The 17,059-nt window shown below is 67.3% G+C and carries 13 protein-coding genes; 9 read left to right on the top strand and 4 right to left on the bottom strand.

Annotation, left to right across the window (positions count from 1 at the left end):
* Positions 1–85 precede the first annotated feature (85 nt).
* Positions 86–3,022, bottom strand: coding sequence for an RNA polymerase-associated protein RapA (rapA, locus tag KGQ91_RS02915; protein WP_224420204.1), 2,937 nt, complete (start codon positions 3,020–3,022; stop codon positions 86–88).
* 302 nt (positions 3,023–3,324) lie between these two features.
* Positions 3,325–4,131, bottom strand: coding sequence for a TlpA family protein disulfide reductase (locus KGQ91_RS02910; protein ID WP_224420203.1), 807 nt, complete (start codon positions 4,129–4,131; stop codon positions 3,325–3,327).
* Between the two features lie 352 nt (positions 4,132–4,483).
* On the opposite strand from KGQ91_RS02910, the gene KGQ91_RS02905 reads away from it, so the two are divergent.
* Both KGQ91_RS02905 and KGQ91_RS02900 read left to right on the top strand, forming a co-directional pair.
* Complete coding sequence (locus KGQ91_RS02905) at positions 4,484–5,785, top strand: ATP-grasp domain-containing protein (protein ID WP_224416363.1); 1,302 nt, start codon at positions 4,484–4,486, stop codon at positions 5,783–5,785.
* Positions 5,786–5,823: 38 nt separating this feature from the next.
* Complete coding sequence (locus KGQ91_RS02900; protein ID WP_224420202.1) at positions 5,824–7,866, top strand: CocE/NonD family hydrolase; 2,043 nt, start codon at positions 5,824–5,826, stop codon at positions 7,864–7,866.
* A 58-nt stretch (positions 7,867–7,924) separates the two neighbouring features.
* Here the strand turns inward: KGQ91_RS02900 and KGQ91_RS02895 are convergent, their stop codons facing one another.
* On the bottom strand, positions 7,925–8,107 hold the full coding sequence (locus KGQ91_RS02895) for a hypothetical protein (RefSeq protein WP_224420201.1): 183 nt from the start codon (positions 8,105–8,107) through the stop codon (positions 7,925–7,927).
* 284 nt (positions 8,108–8,391) lie between these two features.
* Here KGQ91_RS02895 and KGQ91_RS02890 point away from each other — a divergent pair, with 284 nt between their 5' ends.
* From KGQ91_RS02890 to KGQ91_RS02880, 3 genes are all read left to right on the top strand, one after another.
* Positions 8,392–8,637: a hypothetical protein gene (locus KGQ91_RS02890; protein WP_163650616.1), complete on the top strand. Its 246-nt coding sequence runs from the start codon at positions 8,392–8,394 to the stop codon at positions 8,635–8,637.
* A gap of 124 nt (positions 8,638–8,761) precedes the next feature.
* A complete protein-coding gene (locus tag KGQ91_RS02885) occupies positions 8,762–9,343 on the top strand; it encodes a hypothetical protein (protein WP_224420200.1) in 582 nt (193 codons plus the stop codon).
* 101 nt (positions 9,344–9,444) lie between these two features.
* Entirely contained in the window at positions 9,445–9,927 is a 483-nt protein-coding gene (locus tag KGQ91_RS02880; protein ID WP_224420199.1) for a YqhA family protein, read from the top strand.
* Between the two features lie 115 nt (positions 9,928–10,042).
* Here the strand turns inward: KGQ91_RS02880 and KGQ91_RS02875 are convergent, their stop codons facing one another.
* Entirely contained in the window at positions 10,043–10,714 is a 672-nt protein-coding gene (locus KGQ91_RS02875; RefSeq protein WP_224420198.1) for an IclR family transcriptional regulator, read from the bottom strand.
* Positions 10,715–10,866: 152 nt separating this feature from the next.
* Between KGQ91_RS02875 and KGQ91_RS02870 the strand changes: the two genes are divergently transcribed.
* The 4 genes from KGQ91_RS02870 (at position 10,867) to KGQ91_RS02855 (ending at position 16,197) form a co-directional block, all read left to right on the top strand.
* Entirely contained in the window at positions 10,867–13,215 is a 2,349-nt protein-coding gene (locus KGQ91_RS02870) for a cytochrome P450/oxidoreductase (RefSeq protein WP_224420197.1), read from the top strand.
* A gap of 90 nt (positions 13,216–13,305) precedes the next feature.
* Positions 13,306–14,337 carry a TRAP transporter substrate-binding protein gene (locus KGQ91_RS02865; protein WP_224420196.1) on the top strand — a complete coding sequence of 344 codons (1,032 nt, stop codon included), beginning with the start codon at positions 13,306–13,308 and terminating at the stop codon, positions 14,335–14,337.
* 64 nt (positions 14,338–14,401) lie between these two features.
* Positions 14,402–14,899: a TRAP transporter small permease gene (locus tag KGQ91_RS02860; protein WP_163650611.1), complete on the top strand. Its 498-nt coding sequence runs from the start codon at positions 14,402–14,404 to the stop codon at positions 14,897–14,899.
* Positions 14,896–16,197, top strand: a complete 1,302-nt coding sequence (locus KGQ91_RS02855; RefSeq protein WP_163650610.1) for a TRAP transporter large permease — start codon at positions 14,896–14,898, stop codon at positions 16,195–16,197. Before KGQ91_RS02860 ends, KGQ91_RS02855 begins: the two co-directional genes overlap by 4 nt.
* Positions 16,198–17,059 lie beyond the last annotated feature (862 nt).

The raw sequence follows: 17,059 nt of genomic DNA, 5'->3' as shown, positions 1-17,059 counted from the left end.
TGCTTGTGGGAGGGGATTCATCCCCGAGGACGGAGCCCCGGGGCTTGCCTGTCGCGGATGAACTCGCTCCCGCAACGACGTGATATTAGCGTCGAGTTTCCTTGTCCACCGTCACGATCACCCGCACCGCGTCGAGGCGCAGCCGCGCGCCCTCGATGGCGGTGTCGAGGGCCGCGCGCTCGTCGCGCAGGGCGTCGAGTTCGTCCTGACGCACCGAGGGGTTGTGGCGGGCCAGCGCCTGCAGGCGGGTCAGCTCGCCGTCGAGGCGTTCGCGCATGCGGCTCTGGGCGGCCTCGAGGATGGTCGGCAGCTCGCGCTCGGCCTCGCTCTCGCCGCGGGTCAGCAGGTCGCGGAGCTGTTCGTGGCGTGACTTGATCAGGTCGCGGGCCACTGCCTTCTTGACCTTCTGCAGGTTCTTGGCCAGTCCGGTGAACGAGACCTTGTCGGCCAGGTTGGCGCCGGATTCGTCGAGCAGCACGCGGATCGCCGTGGGCGGCAGGAAGCGGTCCACGTGCAGGTGCGTGGGCGCCGGGCAGTGGGTGCAGAAGACCAGCTCGGTGAGCACCCGGCCGGGCGGGATGGCGGGATGATCGAGCAGCGCCAGTGCCGTGTTGCCCAGGGTGCCGTCGAGGATGCGCTCCATGATCTCGCGGACCAGCGGGTGCTCCCAGGAGAGGTGCTGGACGTCGTCACGGGCCAGGGCGCGCTCGCGGGAGCGGGTGGCGGTGAAGCCTTCCTCGCCCTTCACCAGCCCCGGCAGGCCGTCGAGCATCTGCGGGCCGGCGCGCAGGTGCAGCAGTTCGCCGCCCAGGTCCTGGCTGTCGACACCGAAGATGTCCAGCGCCTGGTCCAGGTAGCGCGGCAGGGCGCGGTCCGCGTCGAGCTCGCGGATCGCCGTGGCGACGGCATCGGCGCGCTCGTTGCGGCAGGCGTTGAGCTCGAGTAGGCGGTTGCGTCCGGCGTTGCGTTCGGCCAGCTTGGCGTCGAACAGCGCGCGGGTCTCGTCGATCACCTCGGCGAGGGCCTCGTCGTCGAGCAGCGATTCGGCCAGCTCGTCGCCGAAGGCGTCGAACAGCTCGCTGCCCACGCCGTGGGGCGCGCTGAAGGCATCCATGCCTTCCCGGTACCAGCGCAGCAGCCGCTCGCCGGGGCTGTCGGCGAACACCGGCACGTGGATCTCGATGGCGTGGCGCTGGCCGATGCGGTCCAGGCGGCCGATGCGCTGCTCGAGCTGGTCGGGATGCTGGGGCAGGTCGAACATCACCAGATGGCGGCAGAACTGGAAGTTGCGCCCTTCCGAGCCGATCTCCGAGCAGATCAGCAGCTGGCTGCCGTCCTCCGCGTCGGCGAAGTCGGCGGCGGCGCGGTCGCGCTCGACCAGCGTCAGCCCCTCGTGGAACACCGGGGCGTGGACGCCGCCCAGCACGCGCAGCGCCTCGGCCAGGTCGGTGGCGGTCCGGCGGTCGTGGGCGATCACCAGCGCCTTGTCGCGGCCCATCTCGGTGAGCCGCTCGAGCAGCCAGGTGACACGCGGGTCGATCTGCCACCAGGGTTCGCCGTTGAGCGGGTCGTCGTCCAGCGCCCGGTAGGTGGCGTCGAGATAGAGCATCACGTCGGGGTGGTCGAGTCCGGTCTCGATCAGCAGCTCGTCGAGGGAGTCCTCGTCGCGGGCGAGCTTGCGCAGCACGCGGCGGTAGGCCGAGGGCGGGTCGAGGCGCGCGACGTGCAGGCGCCGTTCGGGGAAGCCGCCGACGTGACGCCGGCTGTTGCGGAACATCACCCGGCCGGTGCCGTGGCGGTCGAGCAGCTGGTCACGCAGCTGGGTCCGCGCGGCCTCGCGCTGGGCGCTATCGCTCTCGGGGTCGGCCAGGGTGTCGAGCAGCGCCCGGCTGTCGGCGTCGTCGATGACCGTGGCGGCGGTGTCGAGCGCCGCGGCGTCGCCGGGCAGGGCGTCGAGGGCGTCGATGGCCTCGGCGACCCGCACGTAGCCGGCTTCCTCGGCGCGGAAGCGCTCGAGGTCATGGTAGCGGTCGGGGTCGAGCAGCCGCAGCCGGGCGAAGTGGCTCTCCAGGCCCATCTGCTCGGGGGTGGCGGTGAGCAGCAGCAGCCCCGGCGCCACGGCGGCCAGGCGCTCGACGCAGGCGTAGCCGGGCCCGGTTTCCTCCGGCGTCCAGTCCAGGTGATGCGCCTCGTCGACGATCAGCAGGTCCCAGGCGCAGGCCTCGGCCTGGCTCTGGCGGTGGGGGTTGGCGAACAGCCATTGCTGGCTGGCGAGGATCAGCTGGCCGGCCTCGAAGGGGTTGGCCTCGCCGTGGGCCTGGCTCTGGCGCTCGTCGAGCAGGGTGACCTCGATGGCGAAGCGGCGCAGCAGCTCGACCAGCCACTGATGCGTGAGGCTGTCGGGCACCAGGATCAGCGCCCGCTCGGCGCGCCCGGTGAGCAGCAGGCGGTGCAGGATCAGCCCGGCCTCGATGGTCTTGCCCAGCCCCACCTCGTCGGCGAGCAGCACGCGCGGTGCATGGCGGCGCGAGACCTCGTCGGCGATATAGAGCTGGTGGGGGATTAGGTCGATCTTGGGCCCTGCCAGGCCCAGCGCCGGGTTCTGGCTGATGCGGTGGTGGTGATGCAGGGTACGAAAGCGCAGGTCGAACCAGTCGTTGCGGTCGACCTGGCCGGTGAGCAGGCGATCGCGGGCCTGGTTGAACTGCATGCGGTCGGAGAGCTTGGCCTCGGAGAGCTCGTGCCACTCGCCGGCGGCGTCGATGCCGATATAGATCACCAGGCCGTCGACTTCCTTGGTGTCGTCGACGGTCAGGGTGACACCCTCGGCGGACTCGATGTGATCGCCGCTGCCGAAGACCACGCGGGTCAGCGGTGCCTGACGCGCGCTGTAGGTGCGGGTTTCCTGGCTGGCGGCGAAGAGCACGGTGACGCTGCGGAAATCGACGTTGAGGATGGTACCCAGGCCCAGTTCGGCCTCGCCGTCGCTGATCCAGCGCTGGCCGGGAATGAAGTCGCTCATGGTGTCCTAAATGCTCGAAGAAATCGGGGCTTGCGGGCCGGCGGGCTTGCGGTCCCGGCCGCCCGGCGATGGGGCGCCGTATACTAACGCAAAGCGGCAGGTGGCTTAAGCGCTCCTTTTACAACCGGTCGTCGGGATGGGCTTTTCCGGCGGCAAGGCTTCGCGAGGGCGCTGTAAACCCCTCCCTGGGCGCTACCTTTGCCATCCATGGCAAAGGACCCTCGCTTCGCCTTGTCCCCCGGCGCCCATCGTTCCGAAAGCTTGGGAACGAGTTCCAAGCGCCGCCCGCGTTTTCTCGTTCCTCAGCGTTGAGCCAGCCGGGTCCAGCTGTCGAGCAGCGCCCGTGTCGGCTCCCCGGCGTGGCTCGCCACCCGGCGGCCGTGGCGATCGAACACCAGGGTCGCGGGTAGCCCGGGGGCGTGGCTCAGCGCCAGCCACTTTTCGTGCGGGTCGAGCAGCACCCGGGGCAGGGAGAGGCCGTGCCGGTCGAGATAGCGGCCGACGGCGAGCAGGCTGTCGCCCTCGGCGATCACCGCCACCCGGGCCTCGCCCCGCGCGGCGAGTGCCGCCAGGCGGGGCAGCGTATGCCGGCAGGCCCGGCAGCGCGTCTGGACGAGGGTGACGATCAGCGGCCGGTCGTCGGCGGGCGCGAGGGTGACGCTCCGCCCTTCGAGGGTGTCGAGGGCCAGGTCGGGCAGGTGGGTCAGCGTCGGGGCTCGCCCCAACGGCTGCCAGGCCGTCAGGCCCAGCCAGGCAAGGGCGGCGGCCACGAGCAGCCCCTGGGCGGCGAGCCGGGGGCGTCGGCGGTCGCGCAGGGCCCACGCACTCCAGGCCGCCGCGCCCAGCCAGCCGGCGAGCGGCTGGTAGCCCGGCAGCCAGGGGCGGAACAGGTCCAGCGGTGCGGCGAGCGTGGCCGCGGGATGCAGGGCCGCATGGCCCAGCCGGGCGGCGAGCAGGGCGCCGACCAGGCCGCCGCCGAACCAGGCGGCGCGGCGTCGGCGCGGCAGGCCAAGCAGCCAGGTGGCGGCGACCAGCACCCCGCCGGCGATCAGTCCGGCGTAGAGGTGCGGCAGGGGGACGAGCCAGGAGCCGAGGGCAAGGGCATTCATGGGCGGTCGAGCAGAGCCTGGGGCGATCAAGGGTCAGGGCGGCCGAACGAGCACCGTCGGCGCGACGGCGTCGGGACCAGCGACCAGCCTACGGCCCGCGCCCTGGATTGTCATTGCCCGTGGGGTGCCAACCGGCGTGTGACGGTTTTATCCCGGCATTTCCCCTGTTCGCGGCGAGAGCGACTATCCTGAGAACGACGTTTCCGAGCACAACGTGACTTCAACGTTGCACGCCGGGACGCGGCCGGCCGACGGGGCGAGGGTCGGCCGCCGGCCGCTGCCTGCCGTGGCGCGTTCCTTTCTCAGCTCCTCGCCGGCGAGGCGGGCCTGGCGGGCCGCCCGGGAGGCTGCCATGGGTCAGCGCAACATCTTCGTCGTCGGACTCAACGACTTCAATCGCGCGCGTCTCGAGCAGCTGCGCGGCGCGCAGGACTATCGCTTTCACGGCGTCATCGAACCCGCCGAGGTCTACGACACCGAGGTCTTTCCGATCGAGGACATGCTGTCGCGCGCCGAGGCCACGCTGCGCGACTTCGACGGCCCGGTGGACGCCATCGTCGGCTATATGGACTTTCCGGTGTCGACCATGCTGCCGCTGCTCTGCGAACGCTTCGGCACGCGCACGGCGAGTCTCGAGAGCCTGCTCAAGTGCGAGCACAAGTACTGGAGCCGGCTGGTCCAGCGCGAGGTGATCGGCAACTACATTCCGCGCTTCACCGCCTTCGATCCCTTCGACGACGAGGCGCTGTCGAAGATCGGCCAGGCGGGGCTCTACTTCCCGTTCTTCGTCAAGCCGATCAAGTCGTCGGGCTCGCGGCTGGGCTTTCGCATCGACAGCCCCGAGGACTTCATCATGGCGACCGGGCGGCTGCGCGACGAGATCGGCCTGATCTCCGAGCCGTTCAACTTCGTCCTCGAGCAGGCCAGCCTGCCCGAGGCGGTGCGTGCCGTGGACGGCGGCCACTGCATGGCCGAAGAGATCATCGGCGGCTGGCAGTGCACGGTGGAAGGCTATGTCTTCGAGGGCGAGGTGGTGCCCTACGGCATCGTCGACTCGATCCGCTATCCGCAGGTGCTGAGCTTCTTCTGCTACCGCTATCCGTCGCGACTGCCGGCGCGCATCCAGAGCCGGATGGAGGAACTCACCCGCACGATCATGGCCCACATTGGCTACGACAACGCGGCCTTCAACATCGAGTTCTTCTGGGACGAGGTCCAGAACCGCATCTGGCTGCTGGAGATCAATACCCGCATCTCGCAGTCGCACTGCGACCTGTTCGAGAAGGTCGACGGTGTCAGCCATCAGCAGGTCACCGTCGACCTGGCGCTGGGCCAGCGTCCCGACATGCCTCATCGCGAGGGCGAGTACGCGGTGGCCGGCAAGTTCTTCTACCGGGTGTTCTTCGTCGACGCCACGATCGTGAGCGTTCCCGATCCCGAGGCGATCGCGGCGCTGGAGCGGCGCTTCCCCGGCACCCACATCGAGCTTCAGGTCACCCCGGGCATGCGGCTGTCGGAGCTGCCCGAGCAGGACAGCTACAGCTATGCGCTGGCGCTGGTCTGGATGGGCGCGGACAGCGACGAGGCGCTGGAGGCCAACTACGCCCGGCTGGCCGAGGAACTGGTCTTCGCGTTCGAGGACATCATCGGCTGACACCGGGGCGACAACGACACGGGAAAGGAGGGGAGCGGATGCGCATCGTCGAGACCTATTCGCACCGGGTTCACGAGGAGGAGACCTGGATCACCCTGAGCGACGGCTGTCGGCTGGCGGTACGCCTCTGGCGGCCGGTCGATGCCGAGCGCCATCCGGTGCCGGCGATCCTCGAGTACCTGCCCTATCGCAAGCGCGATCTGACTGCGAGCCGCGACGCCCAGACCCATCCCTACTGGGCCGGGCACGGCTACGCCGGGGTGCGGGTGGACATCCGCGGCAGCGGCGAGTCGGATGGCGTGCTCACTGACGAGTACCTGCAGCAGGAGCTCGACGACGGCGTCGAGGTGCTGCGATGGATCGCCGCACAGCCCTGGTGCACCGGCGACATCGGCATGGTGGGCATCTCCTGGGGCGGCTTCAACGGCCTGCAGATCGCCGCGCTGCAGCCGCCCGAGCTCAAGGCGGTGATCACCCTGTGCTCCACCGATGACCGCTATGCCGACGACGTCCATCACATGGGCGGCTGCCTGCTGGGTGACAACCTGTCCTGGGCCTCGACGATGTTCGACGCCAACGCCTGCCCGCCGGATCCGGCGCTGGTCGGCGAGCGCTGGCGCGAGATGTGGATGGAGCGCCTCGAGGGCAGCGGGCTGTGGCTGGCCACCTGGCTGGCCCATCAGCGCCGCGACGATTACTGGAAGCACGGTTCGGTATGCGAGGACTTCTCGCGCATCCGCTGCCCGGTCTATGCCATCAGCGGCTGGGCCGACGGCTACTGCAATGCGGTATTCCGGCTGCTGGACGGGCTCGAGGTGCCGCGCAAGGGGCTGGTGGGGCCCTGGGCGCACAAGTACCCGCATCTGGGCGTGCCGGGGCCGGCGATCGGCTTCTTGCAGGATGCACTGCGCTGGTGGGACCACTGGTTGAAGGGCATCGATACCGGGATCATGGACGAACCGATGCTGCGCGTGTGGATGCAGGAGTCGGTGCCGCCCTCGGCACGCTATGACGTGCGTCCGGGGCGCTGGGTCAGCGAGCCCGAGTGGCCCTCGCCGCGGATCGTGCCGACGCCGTTTCGCCTCACCAGCGGTCACGACCTGGAGCCCGAGGTGGCGCGGATCGGTGCCGACAGCGCGCTCGACGACGTGCCCCTGACGATCCGTTCGCCGCTGTTCGTCGGCCTGTATGCCGGCAAATGGTGCTCCTACAACGCGCCGCCCGACCTGCCCCACGACCAGCGCGACGAGGACGGCGGCGCGCTGATCTTCCAGACCGCCCCGCTCGAGGCACCACTGGAGATCTGCGGCCAGCCGGTGGTGGAGCTCGACCTGGAGGCCGACCAGCCGGTGGCGATGGTCGCGCTGCGCCTGATCGATGTCGGCGAGGACGACAAGGCGACGCGAGTCTCCTACGGGCTGCTCAACCTGACCCATCGCGACAGCGACGAGTTTCCCGAGCCGCTGGAGCCGGGCCGGCGCTACCGGGTACGCGTCCTGCTCAAGCACATCGCCCAGCAGTTCCCCGCGGGGCATGCGATCCGCCTGTCGCTGTCGAGCAGCTACTGGCCGCTGGCCTGGCCGGCGCCGATCCCGGCCAAGCTGACCCTGCACCCGGCCGAGTGCCGGCTGGTCCTGCCGTGTCGCGAGCCGCAGCCGGACGAGGAGGCGGCGTTGCCCGCCTTCGCCGAGCCCGAGGGCGCGACGCCGCTGGCGCGTACGCTGATCCAGCCCAGCCAGGAGGCCTGGCGGGTGATCCGCGACCTGGGCAACGACCGCACCACCCTGGAAGTGATCAACGATGAAGGCACCTACCGCCTCGACGACATCGACCTCGAGCTCGCGGTGCGGGTCACCGAGCGCTACAGCTATGCCTACGGCAACTACGACAGCCTGAGCGGCTGGACCGAATGGCGTCGCAGCTTCGCCCGTGGCGACTGGCAGGTGCACACCGTGGCCCGCACACTGATGACCTCGGACGCCGAGCATTTCCGCCTGCGTGCCACCCTGGATGCCTACGAGGGCGAGAGCCGGGTGTTCGCCAAGACCTGGGACGAGACGATCCCGCGCGACCTGGTGTGACGCTCTGACGCTGCGCCAGGCCGCCGGGGATGCTGCCGGTAGTGGCACCGGCGGCACGTCAGTGCAGCCGGGGCTCGCTCAGGGCGCGATTGGCCTGAAGAGCTTGGGTATAGGTGGGGTAGCGGTCGACCTCGCGGATCTTGCCGCCGGTGGTTTCCAGCAGCAGCCAGTAGTCGGGTTGCTTGAGCTGCCTGCCCGAGCCGAGGTTGGCCGGCGCGATCTTGAAGCTGCGAATCGCCATGACATCCTCCTGATGTTACACAAGGATACAAAACAAGCATGGAAGAGTGGCATGAGGCGGGAAACGCGGTTTCCTTCGTGAATAAGACCGTCAGACGCGCGGAGGAAACTGTCCTGGGAAGAGCAGGAAACTCGTCCTGCGGGAGCCAGAAGTACCGCTGACGGGCGGATCGACGGCCGCGCGTCGCCAGCGGCGTGACGCCGGGCTACAATGAGCCGCCTGCGGGCTGTGGCCCGGAGCCTGATTTCCGTTGGCTTGAGGCGGTCCTGCCGCCCGGAGTGTCCATGGCAAAGCGAGTCGACACCCTGCGCGCCCTGGCGATTGCCAGTCAGGCCGTGGGTTTCATCCTCATCATCACCCTGGAAACCATGCTCGGCGATGCGGCGCGCCCCTGGCAGGGCGTGACCCTGGCGGTGATGCTGACGGCGGCACTGAGCATCGCCCTGGTGCGTCTCTACCGCCGCAATCGGGCGCGCAAGGCGGCCGCCGAGCGGGCCCGGCGGGCTTCCGAGACCTGGATGTCTGACTGACGTCTTCCCTTGTGCGGCAATTAACAAAAGGATGCGCAAGTAAACAGTATAAAACGTTGATGAAATTGTTGTTTCTCACGCTGACGTCTATAAGAGATGCCATATAAGAAAAGTGAGGAACACCATGCTGGCGCGCAAGGTGCGGCAGCGAGCCGTTGTGGCCTGCTGGAGCTTTACGCTGTTGCTTATTCCCGGCGCCATGGCAGTGGTGATGCGCTTCAATCCTGCTGTCTACGCCGGTCTGCCGTTATCGCGGCGGGAATTCGTGGCCGTGATGCTGGCGTTTTTCGTGATGGCATTCATCGGGATTGCCTTTCTTTGTTCTAAGTTGAATGAGGATCTCGATACGGTCATGCAGGAGAATGACGCCGAAAGTGACGACGCCTTTTCTCGGAAATCGAGAGGCAGAAAGCCGATCAAGGATATCGACCTTCTGGCCGACGATCAGGATGTCGGGTTACGTATATTGCGCATGGCCCAGGGTAGTCCGTTGCGGGGGAAGGTGCCGGAATGGGCGGTGATTCGCACCCTCAATGGCGGAATGCCGTCCACGGCAGCCGAGGCCAATAGCCTGGTGAAAAGCGGCTCCAACCAGATGGAATGGGTCAATCCGCGAGGGGAGGTCAACGTGGCGGTGTTCCAGAGTGGTGGCCCGGACCTCAAGATCCAGGTGCAGCAGATCCGCCGTCCCGCCGCTCGAGCGTAACGCGCTCGCCACGAAATCATCGAGAGTAGGTCATCGAGAGTGGCGCCTCCGTACCAGGGATGGCATAACAGGCTGGACAGCCTGATACCCGAGGTACCGCCATGATCGAGCGCTGGTTGCGGCGCAGCCGACAGATGATTCATGTCACGGTGGTGCTGGCCATCCTGGCGGCCTTCGTGCTCTACGCTCTGGCCTGCCTGAGCCTGCTGCAGACGCTGTGGGCCCTGGTGGCCGGCGGCGCCGGGGATGGCGATACCCTCAAGGCAAGCGCCGTGGGGCTGCTGAAGATGATGGACCTGCTGCTGATCGCGGCAAGTTTTCAGATCATGGCCCACGGCATGTATCGGCTGTTCCTGCGCCCCGACTTCGAAAGCCCCGGGCCTCTGCAGGTAGCTAGTTTCACCGAACTCAAGCACTCGCTGGTCACGGTGGCCGGCATCGTGCTGGTGATCCTGTTCGTGGAGAACGCCGTCAAGCTGGGTGCGGGGCGGCCGATCCTCGAGCTGGGCATCGCCATCGCGCTGGTGATCGCCGCCTCGGGCTGGGCGTTCCGCTCCAGCAAGGGAGCCGACAAGGGGCATTGAAGGCGCCTTGCCCGTCAGCCGGCTTGCTGATGCCTGGGCGCCGCCCTGATGATCTGTCTTGGTCTCGGCGCCCCGCCTTGCCAGACGCCTGCCCCGACTCTGGCACGCCGTCTCGTCATGCCAGCAGGCCATTGAGTCGCTTCACGCAGGCTTGAACGGCGCTTGCCGCCGCGTCGGCATTCAGGTCGTCCAGCGCAACGACCCCGACACTGCCTTCGAACCCCGGGCGTGATGCCGGATCGCACAGCGGACAGGCCACGCCCACGGCGCCGCGCTGGAGCTGCCCGCGGGTGATGCTGTAGCCCTGGCGGCGAGCGTCGCGCACTGCGTCGCTGTCCGACTCGGACTCGGGGCGTGCCGAGAGGATGGCAATGCCCGCCGCACCGATGGTCAGGGGATGCCGGCTCCCCACCCGATAGCCGACGCGCAGTAACGCCTCTTCGGGCTCGGCCACCATCAAGGCCACGCACTCGTCGCCTTGCGCGGCCGACAGGTAGGCGGTGGCGTTCGTCTCGCGGGCGAGGCGGCGCAGCAAGGGCTCGGCCACGCTGCGCAGCTGCGGCTCAAATTGCGCGGCGAGGCCGAGGATCCCGCCACCCAGACAGATGGCCCCATCCTCCCGGCGATAGGCGAGGGCGTTCGCCTCCAGCGTCGCCACGATGCGATAGACGATCGCCCGGTTGATACCCAGCGCCTCCGCCAGCTCGGCAATGCTCAGGCCACCCGGGTGACGGGCGATGATCCTGAGGGCGTGGAGCCCCCGATCGAGGGTTTGCAATTGACTCATCGTGCGTGGCTCGCCGTTCAGAAACTGCAACTTAGACTTTGGGCTAGAGAGCCCAGGGTATCACCTGTCCGCCCCTTGACCCCGGTCAAGGGCTTACCTATGTTCGTTCACGGAACAAGTCTTTTCAATAAAAGTAAATAACGAGACTCGCCATGCCCACGCCTCGGACCTCGCCGCGTGCCGACGAAGGACGTTGTCCTTTTCGCGACGCCGCCTCTCATGCCCCCGATACTGCGCCGAACGGCTGCCCGGTATCGCCGCAGGCGGCATCGTTCGACCCCTTCGAAAGCGACTATCAGCTGGATCCGGCAGAGGCGCTGCGCTGGTCCCGCGATCAGGAGCCGGTCTTCTACAGTCCCCGGCTCGGCTACTGGGTGGTCAGCCGTTACGCCGACGTGAAGGCCATCTTCCGCGACAACCGGACGTTCTCGCCGTCCATCGCCCTGGAGAAGATCACGCCGACCACCCAGGCCGCGCAGGACACGCTCCAGCGCTACGGCTATGCCATGAACCGCACGCTGGTCAACGAGGACGAGCCGGCCCACATGGAGCGCCGCCGCGCCCTGATGAAGTCCTTCGAGCTGGAGGAGCTGGCCCATCACGAACCCATGGTGCGGCGCCTGACGCGCGAGTATCTGGATCGGCTGGTCGACAAAGGCGAGGCGGATCTGGTCGATGAGATGCTCTGGGAGATCCCGCTGACCGTGGCGCTGCACTTTCTCGGCGTGCCCGAGGAAGACATGGACACGCTTCGCGAGTACTCCATCGCCCACACCGTGAACACCTGGGGGCGGCCCTCGCCGGACGAGCAGGTCGCCGTCGCCGAGGCGGTGGGCAAGTTCTGGCAGTATGCCGGCCAGGTGCTGGAGAAGATGCGGCAGGACCCTGCCGGCCATGGCTGGATGAAATACGCCATTCGTCGCCAGCAGGAACTGCCGGAGGTGGTCACCGACTCCTACCTGCATTCGATGATGATGGCCGGCATCGTCGCCGCCCACGAGACCACGGCGCATGCCACCGCCAACATGCTGCGCCTGCTGCTGGAAAACCGCGCGGTCTGGGAGGATCTGTGTGCCAACCCGTCCCTTATTCCCAATGCCGTCGAAGAGTGCCTGCGTCTGTCGGGGTCGGTGGCCGCCTGGCGGCGTATCGCCACGACCGATACGCAGGTCGGTGACGTGGCGATCCCCCAGGGGGCGAAGCTGTTGATCGTCAGCGCCTCGGCCAACCACGACGGCCGGCACTTCGAGAACCCCGATGAGCTGGACATCTACCGGGACAACACCACCGACCACCTGACCTTCGGTTACGGCAGCCACCAGTGCATGGGCAAAAACCTCGCCCGCCTGGAGATGCGGATCTTCCTCGAAGAATTCACGCGTCGCCTGCCGCACATGACCCTGGTTCCCGACCAGACATTCACCTTCGTGCCCAACACCTCGTTCCGTGGTCCGGAGCATCTGTGGGTACGCTGGGACCCGGCCCGTAACCCCGAACGCCGCGACAACTCGCTACGGGAGCAGGGGCGTGATTTCCCGCTGGGCGCGCCCTCCCGGCGCGATGCCGAGCGGGAGGCCGTGGTGACTCGGGTCATCCACGAGACGCCCGACGTCATCCGCCTGGTGCTGGAAGATCCGCGCGGTCGGCCGCTGCCGCGCTGGACCCCCGGCGCGCACATCGATCTGGTCGTGGGCGACATCACGCGCAAGTACTCCCTGTGCGGCGACCCGGACGATGAACAGCGCCTGGAGATCGCCATCCGTCGCGAAGAACCGGGGCGGGGCGGCTCCCGACTTATTCATGACACGGTCAAGCCGCAGACCCGAGTGCGCCTGCGGGGGCCGCGCAATCATTTCCGGCTGGACGAGACCGCCGACGGCTACCTGCTGATCGCCGGGGGCATCGGTATCACCCCGATCATCGCGATGGCGGATCGACTCAAGCGGCTCGGCAAGCGCTACGCCATTCACTACGCAGGCCGTTCCCGGGGCTCCATGCCGCTGCTAGAGCGCCTGAAGCGAGATCATGGCGATCGGCTGTGCCTGTACCCCGCGGACGAGGGGCGGCGCCTCGATCTACCGGCTGTCGTGGGCGGGCGCGGCGAGGCTCGGGTCTATGCCTGTGGCCCGGCGCGTCTGCTCGATGCCCTGGCGGCGCTCACCCGGGACGACGCGGATGCCATCCATGTCGAGCACTTCAGCGCGAGTCACGCGATCCTCGATCCCCGCCGGGAGCAGGCCTTCGAAGTGGAATTGAGCGACTCCGAACTGACCGTCCCCGTGGCCGCCGACCAGACCGTGCTGCAGGCGCTGCGCGCGGTCGGTGTCGACGTGCCCAGCGATTGCGAGGAGGGGCTGTGCGGCACCTGCGAGGTAGCCGTCATGGCGGGCGAGGTGGATCACCGCGACAAGGTCCTGAGCGCCGACGAGCGAGCCGCCAGCCGGCGCATGATGACCTGCTGCTCCCGTGCGAAGCGCGGCAAGCTCGTGCTGGGGCTCTAGTGGGTCGATAACGTCTTTCTCCCGGCCCCTGACGGCCAAACAACAATACCAACCTCATCTCCGCGCCTGCGGAGCAATCAGGAGCACCCTGTGAACAACAAGACGCTTACCTTCGCCTCGCTTGCCATCGGCGCGACGCTGCTGATGTCGCAAGCCGCCGCCCAGACCACGCTCAAGGTCAGCCATTACCTGCCTCCCGTGCATGGCCTCCATACCGACTTCATCGAGCCCTGGACCGAGCAGGTCACAAAGTGCACCAACGGCGAGGTCCAGTTCGAGATCTATCCGGGCGGGACGCAGCTGGGCAATGTCGCCAAGCAGCAGGAGCAGGTGCTGGCCGGTGTTGTGGACATCGCACTTGGCCTCCAGGGGATTCCCCGCGGGCGCTTCCCGCGTACCTCGTTGATCGAATTGCCGTTCATGACGCGCGATGCCGGGGCTGCCAGCGAGACGCTGTGGGAGATGTATCCCGAGTACCTGGCGCCTGAATATCGTGGCCTCAAGGTGCTCGCGTTGTTCGCCCATAACGGCGGGCTCATCCACACGGCGGACAAGAAGGTGGAAACCATGGAGGACATGCAGGGACTGCGCCTGCGCACCCCCAGCCCCGCCGTCTCGCAGATGCTCACGGCACTGGGTGCCACCCCGCAGGGCCTGCCGCCGGGCGAGGTCTACGAGAACATTCAGAAGCACGTGATCGACGGGACCGTGTTCCCCTGGGACCCGGTGAAGTCGTTCGGCCTGAACGAGGTGCTCCACTATCACCTGGATGCCGGCGCCTATACGGTCCCGTTCTTCTTCGTGATGAATCAGCGCAAGTACGACTCGCTGCCCGAGAACGTCCAGGCGTGCATCGACGAGGCGTCGGGGGCGTCGCTGGAGGCCAAGTTCGGGGACTGGTGGGACAAGTGGGACGCCGCCGGCCGCGAGGAAGCCGTGGCCTCCGGCGATGTCATCACCCATCTGACGGACGCCGAGCGGGAGCGCTGGCGCGAGGCGCTGCAGCCCACCATTGATCACTATATTCAGGAGACCGCCGACCACGGGGTCGACAACGCGCGCGAGATCTACGAGCGCATGCGCGAGCTGCTCGCCGAGAAGCAGCAAGACGCCTCCTCCTGAGCCTCCTTGCGCGGACCGGTGCCCGTCAGGGTGACGGTCCGCCGTCCTTAGGGTGACCCTGTTTATGCGATATGTGATAACCGCCTTGCGCTCCCTGGTCACGCTGGTCGCCGTGACCGGGGTCGCGGCGTATGCGGCGGCCGCGCTGCTGACGGTGGCCGACATCATCGGCCGCCAGATCGGTTACCCCGTGCCCGGGGTGGTCGATCTGGTTCAGTTGTGCGTGCTGGGCGGGGCCTGGCTGGTCATTCCCTACGCCTTCATGACCGGGGCCCATGTGGGCGTGGATCTGCTCGTCGAGTCGCTGCCCCGTCAGTGGACGAGCGTGATGCGGGGCATCGCCGGGCTGGCGGCCATGGCGCTGCTGGGGATGATGCTGTACTTCTGTTACGCCACCTTCCAGCAGCAGGTCATGTTCGGTGATCGTTCGCAGCAACTGGGCATCCCGATCTTCTACTACTGGGTGCCGCTGCTGTTTGGTGTCGGCCTGTCCATCGTCGGGACGGGGCTCGGCCTGCTGCCGTCTCCCCAGCCGACGGTTTCCACGGAGGTCGCCTCATGAGTGGCGCGATGCTCGGTCTGGCCGGTTTCGGCTTGACGCTGGTGTTGATTGCCTTCGGCTTCCCGGTCGCGGTGGCCATGGCGCTGGTGGGGGTCGGTGGCTTCTGGTGGCTGAACGGGCTCATGGGCGCCGGCTTCATTCTCGGCTCGTCGCCCTTCGAGGCGATCTTCCCGTACTCGCTGAGTGTCGTGCCGCTGTTCGTGATGATGGGCGTCTTTGCCGCGCGGGCCGGGCTGTCGCGCTCGCTGTTCGACATGGTCAACAGCTTCCTCGGCCATGTGCGTGGCGGGCTCGCCGTCACCGGGGTCGGCGCCTGCGCGATCTTCGGCGCCATCTGTGGATCGTCCCTAGCCACGGTCGCGACCATGGGGCGCGTGGCAATCCCCGAGATGGAGAAACGCGGCTACGACGGCTCGCTGTCGTCCGCTTCCATCGCCGCGGGCGGCACGCTGGGGGTCTTGATCCCACCCTCCATCCTGCTGGTGATCTACGGCATCCTCACCCAGACCTCGATCGGCCAGCTGTTCATCGGCGCCATCCTGCCCGGGATCATCGGCGCGGTGCTCTATGGGCTGGCGATCATCGTGCGGGTCCGCATGGCCCCGCATCTGGCGCCTTCCGCGCCCAGGGCCGGGTGGGGCACCCGGTTGGCCACGCTGCGTCGGGTCTGGGGCGTGCTGCTGCTCTTCGCGCTGGTGATCGGGGGCATCTATCTGGGCTGGTTCTCGCCCACCGAGGCCGCCGCGGTCGGCGCCGTCGGCGCCTTCGGCCTGGCACTGCTCTCCGGGGAGCTCGATCGTCAGGCACTGTGGGGCGCGGTGCGGGAAACCGCGGGCCTGACCGGAATGATCTTCTTCATTCTGATCGGTGCGTCGCTGTTCAACTATTTCCTGGAAACCACCGGGCTGCCCAGCGCGCTGATCGACGGCATCGAGGCCAGCGGGCTGTCGCCGGCCATGGTGCTGGTCCTGATCATGCTGTTCTACATCATCCTGGGCTGCTTCATGGACGCCATGTCGATGATCCTGCTGACCGTGCCGTTCCTGGCGCCGGTCGCGGCCTCGCTGGATTTCGACATGGTGTGGTTCGGCGTGCTCGTGGTGACGGTGGCCGAGATCGGCCTGATCACCCCGCCCATCGGCATGAACCTGTTCGTGGTCCAGGCAACCCAGCCCCATCTGACCCAGCGAATGGTCATCCGTGGCATCCTGCCCTTCATCCTGGCGGATGTGTTACGGCTCGTGCTGCTGGCGGCACTTCCCGTCCTGACCCTGTGGCTGCCCGGCAAGATGTTCTGAGGGCAATGGCTATTCTTCATCACAACGCCTTGTTTCTGTAGGTAATGTGACTATCGAGGCGAGGCGAGGCGAGGCGAGGCGAGGCGAGGCTGGCGGGCCGGGCGGAGGACCTTTTCCCAGAATGCATGAGTAGCAGGTTGTGAGGGGATGAGTCCGGAGTGACGTCATGGCATGAGCGATTCAGACCGGTTTCCGGGGGAGGGCACGGTCAAGGATGGGGCGCGGCGATCTCCAGTATTTTGTAGGCAATATCTTACAAATAAACCTAACATAGGTTATGTAGAGGCCGGAGTGGCTTTGGCACAATGAGCCTCGTTGGGCAGGAAGCCCAATTCATGGAAGGACGAGCCAGGATGGCTCCGGTTGCCAAGGATGCGCGGGCTGGAAGCCTGCGAAAGGTAAGCAAGGAAGGCGGCGCTCTAAGCGCTTAAGGAAAGCCCGGCCCCAGCCCAGGGGGGCCGGGCTTCCTTTATGGCATGCCCACACCGGCAAACCCTGTCCTGGAGACACCTTTTGTAGCGCTGTGGATTGGGACCCTGGCTCCCCCTTGCCCAGCGATATGCAGCTCTGCATGACGGGCTGCGAATATCGCCGTATCGCCTGAATCCCTATGATGGGAGGGATTTTCCGCTGGTTGCCTGAGGCTATTGGAGGGTGGCGTCTAATAGACGTGTCTTGCGCTTCGCGTGGTCTAAAAAGACTGGCATCGAGGCGGTCGACGGCTCTGGGATTGCGCCGTGTGATTACCAGCGTGGTTTCAGCGGGAAGGGTGGCGGTCTCAAGTTCCAAGTGCAACGCTATTGAAGGGTGCTCGGACCGGCGACGGATTTCTTGAGCACTTCGGCATAAACTTCCAGCGGCG

The organism is Modicisalibacter tunisiensis, from assembly GCF_020148005.1.
Classification (GTDB): domain Bacteria; phylum Pseudomonadota; class Gammaproteobacteria; order Pseudomonadales; family Halomonadaceae; genus Modicisalibacter; species Modicisalibacter tunisiensis.
This window is presented reverse-complemented; position numbering and strand designations above follow the sequence as displayed.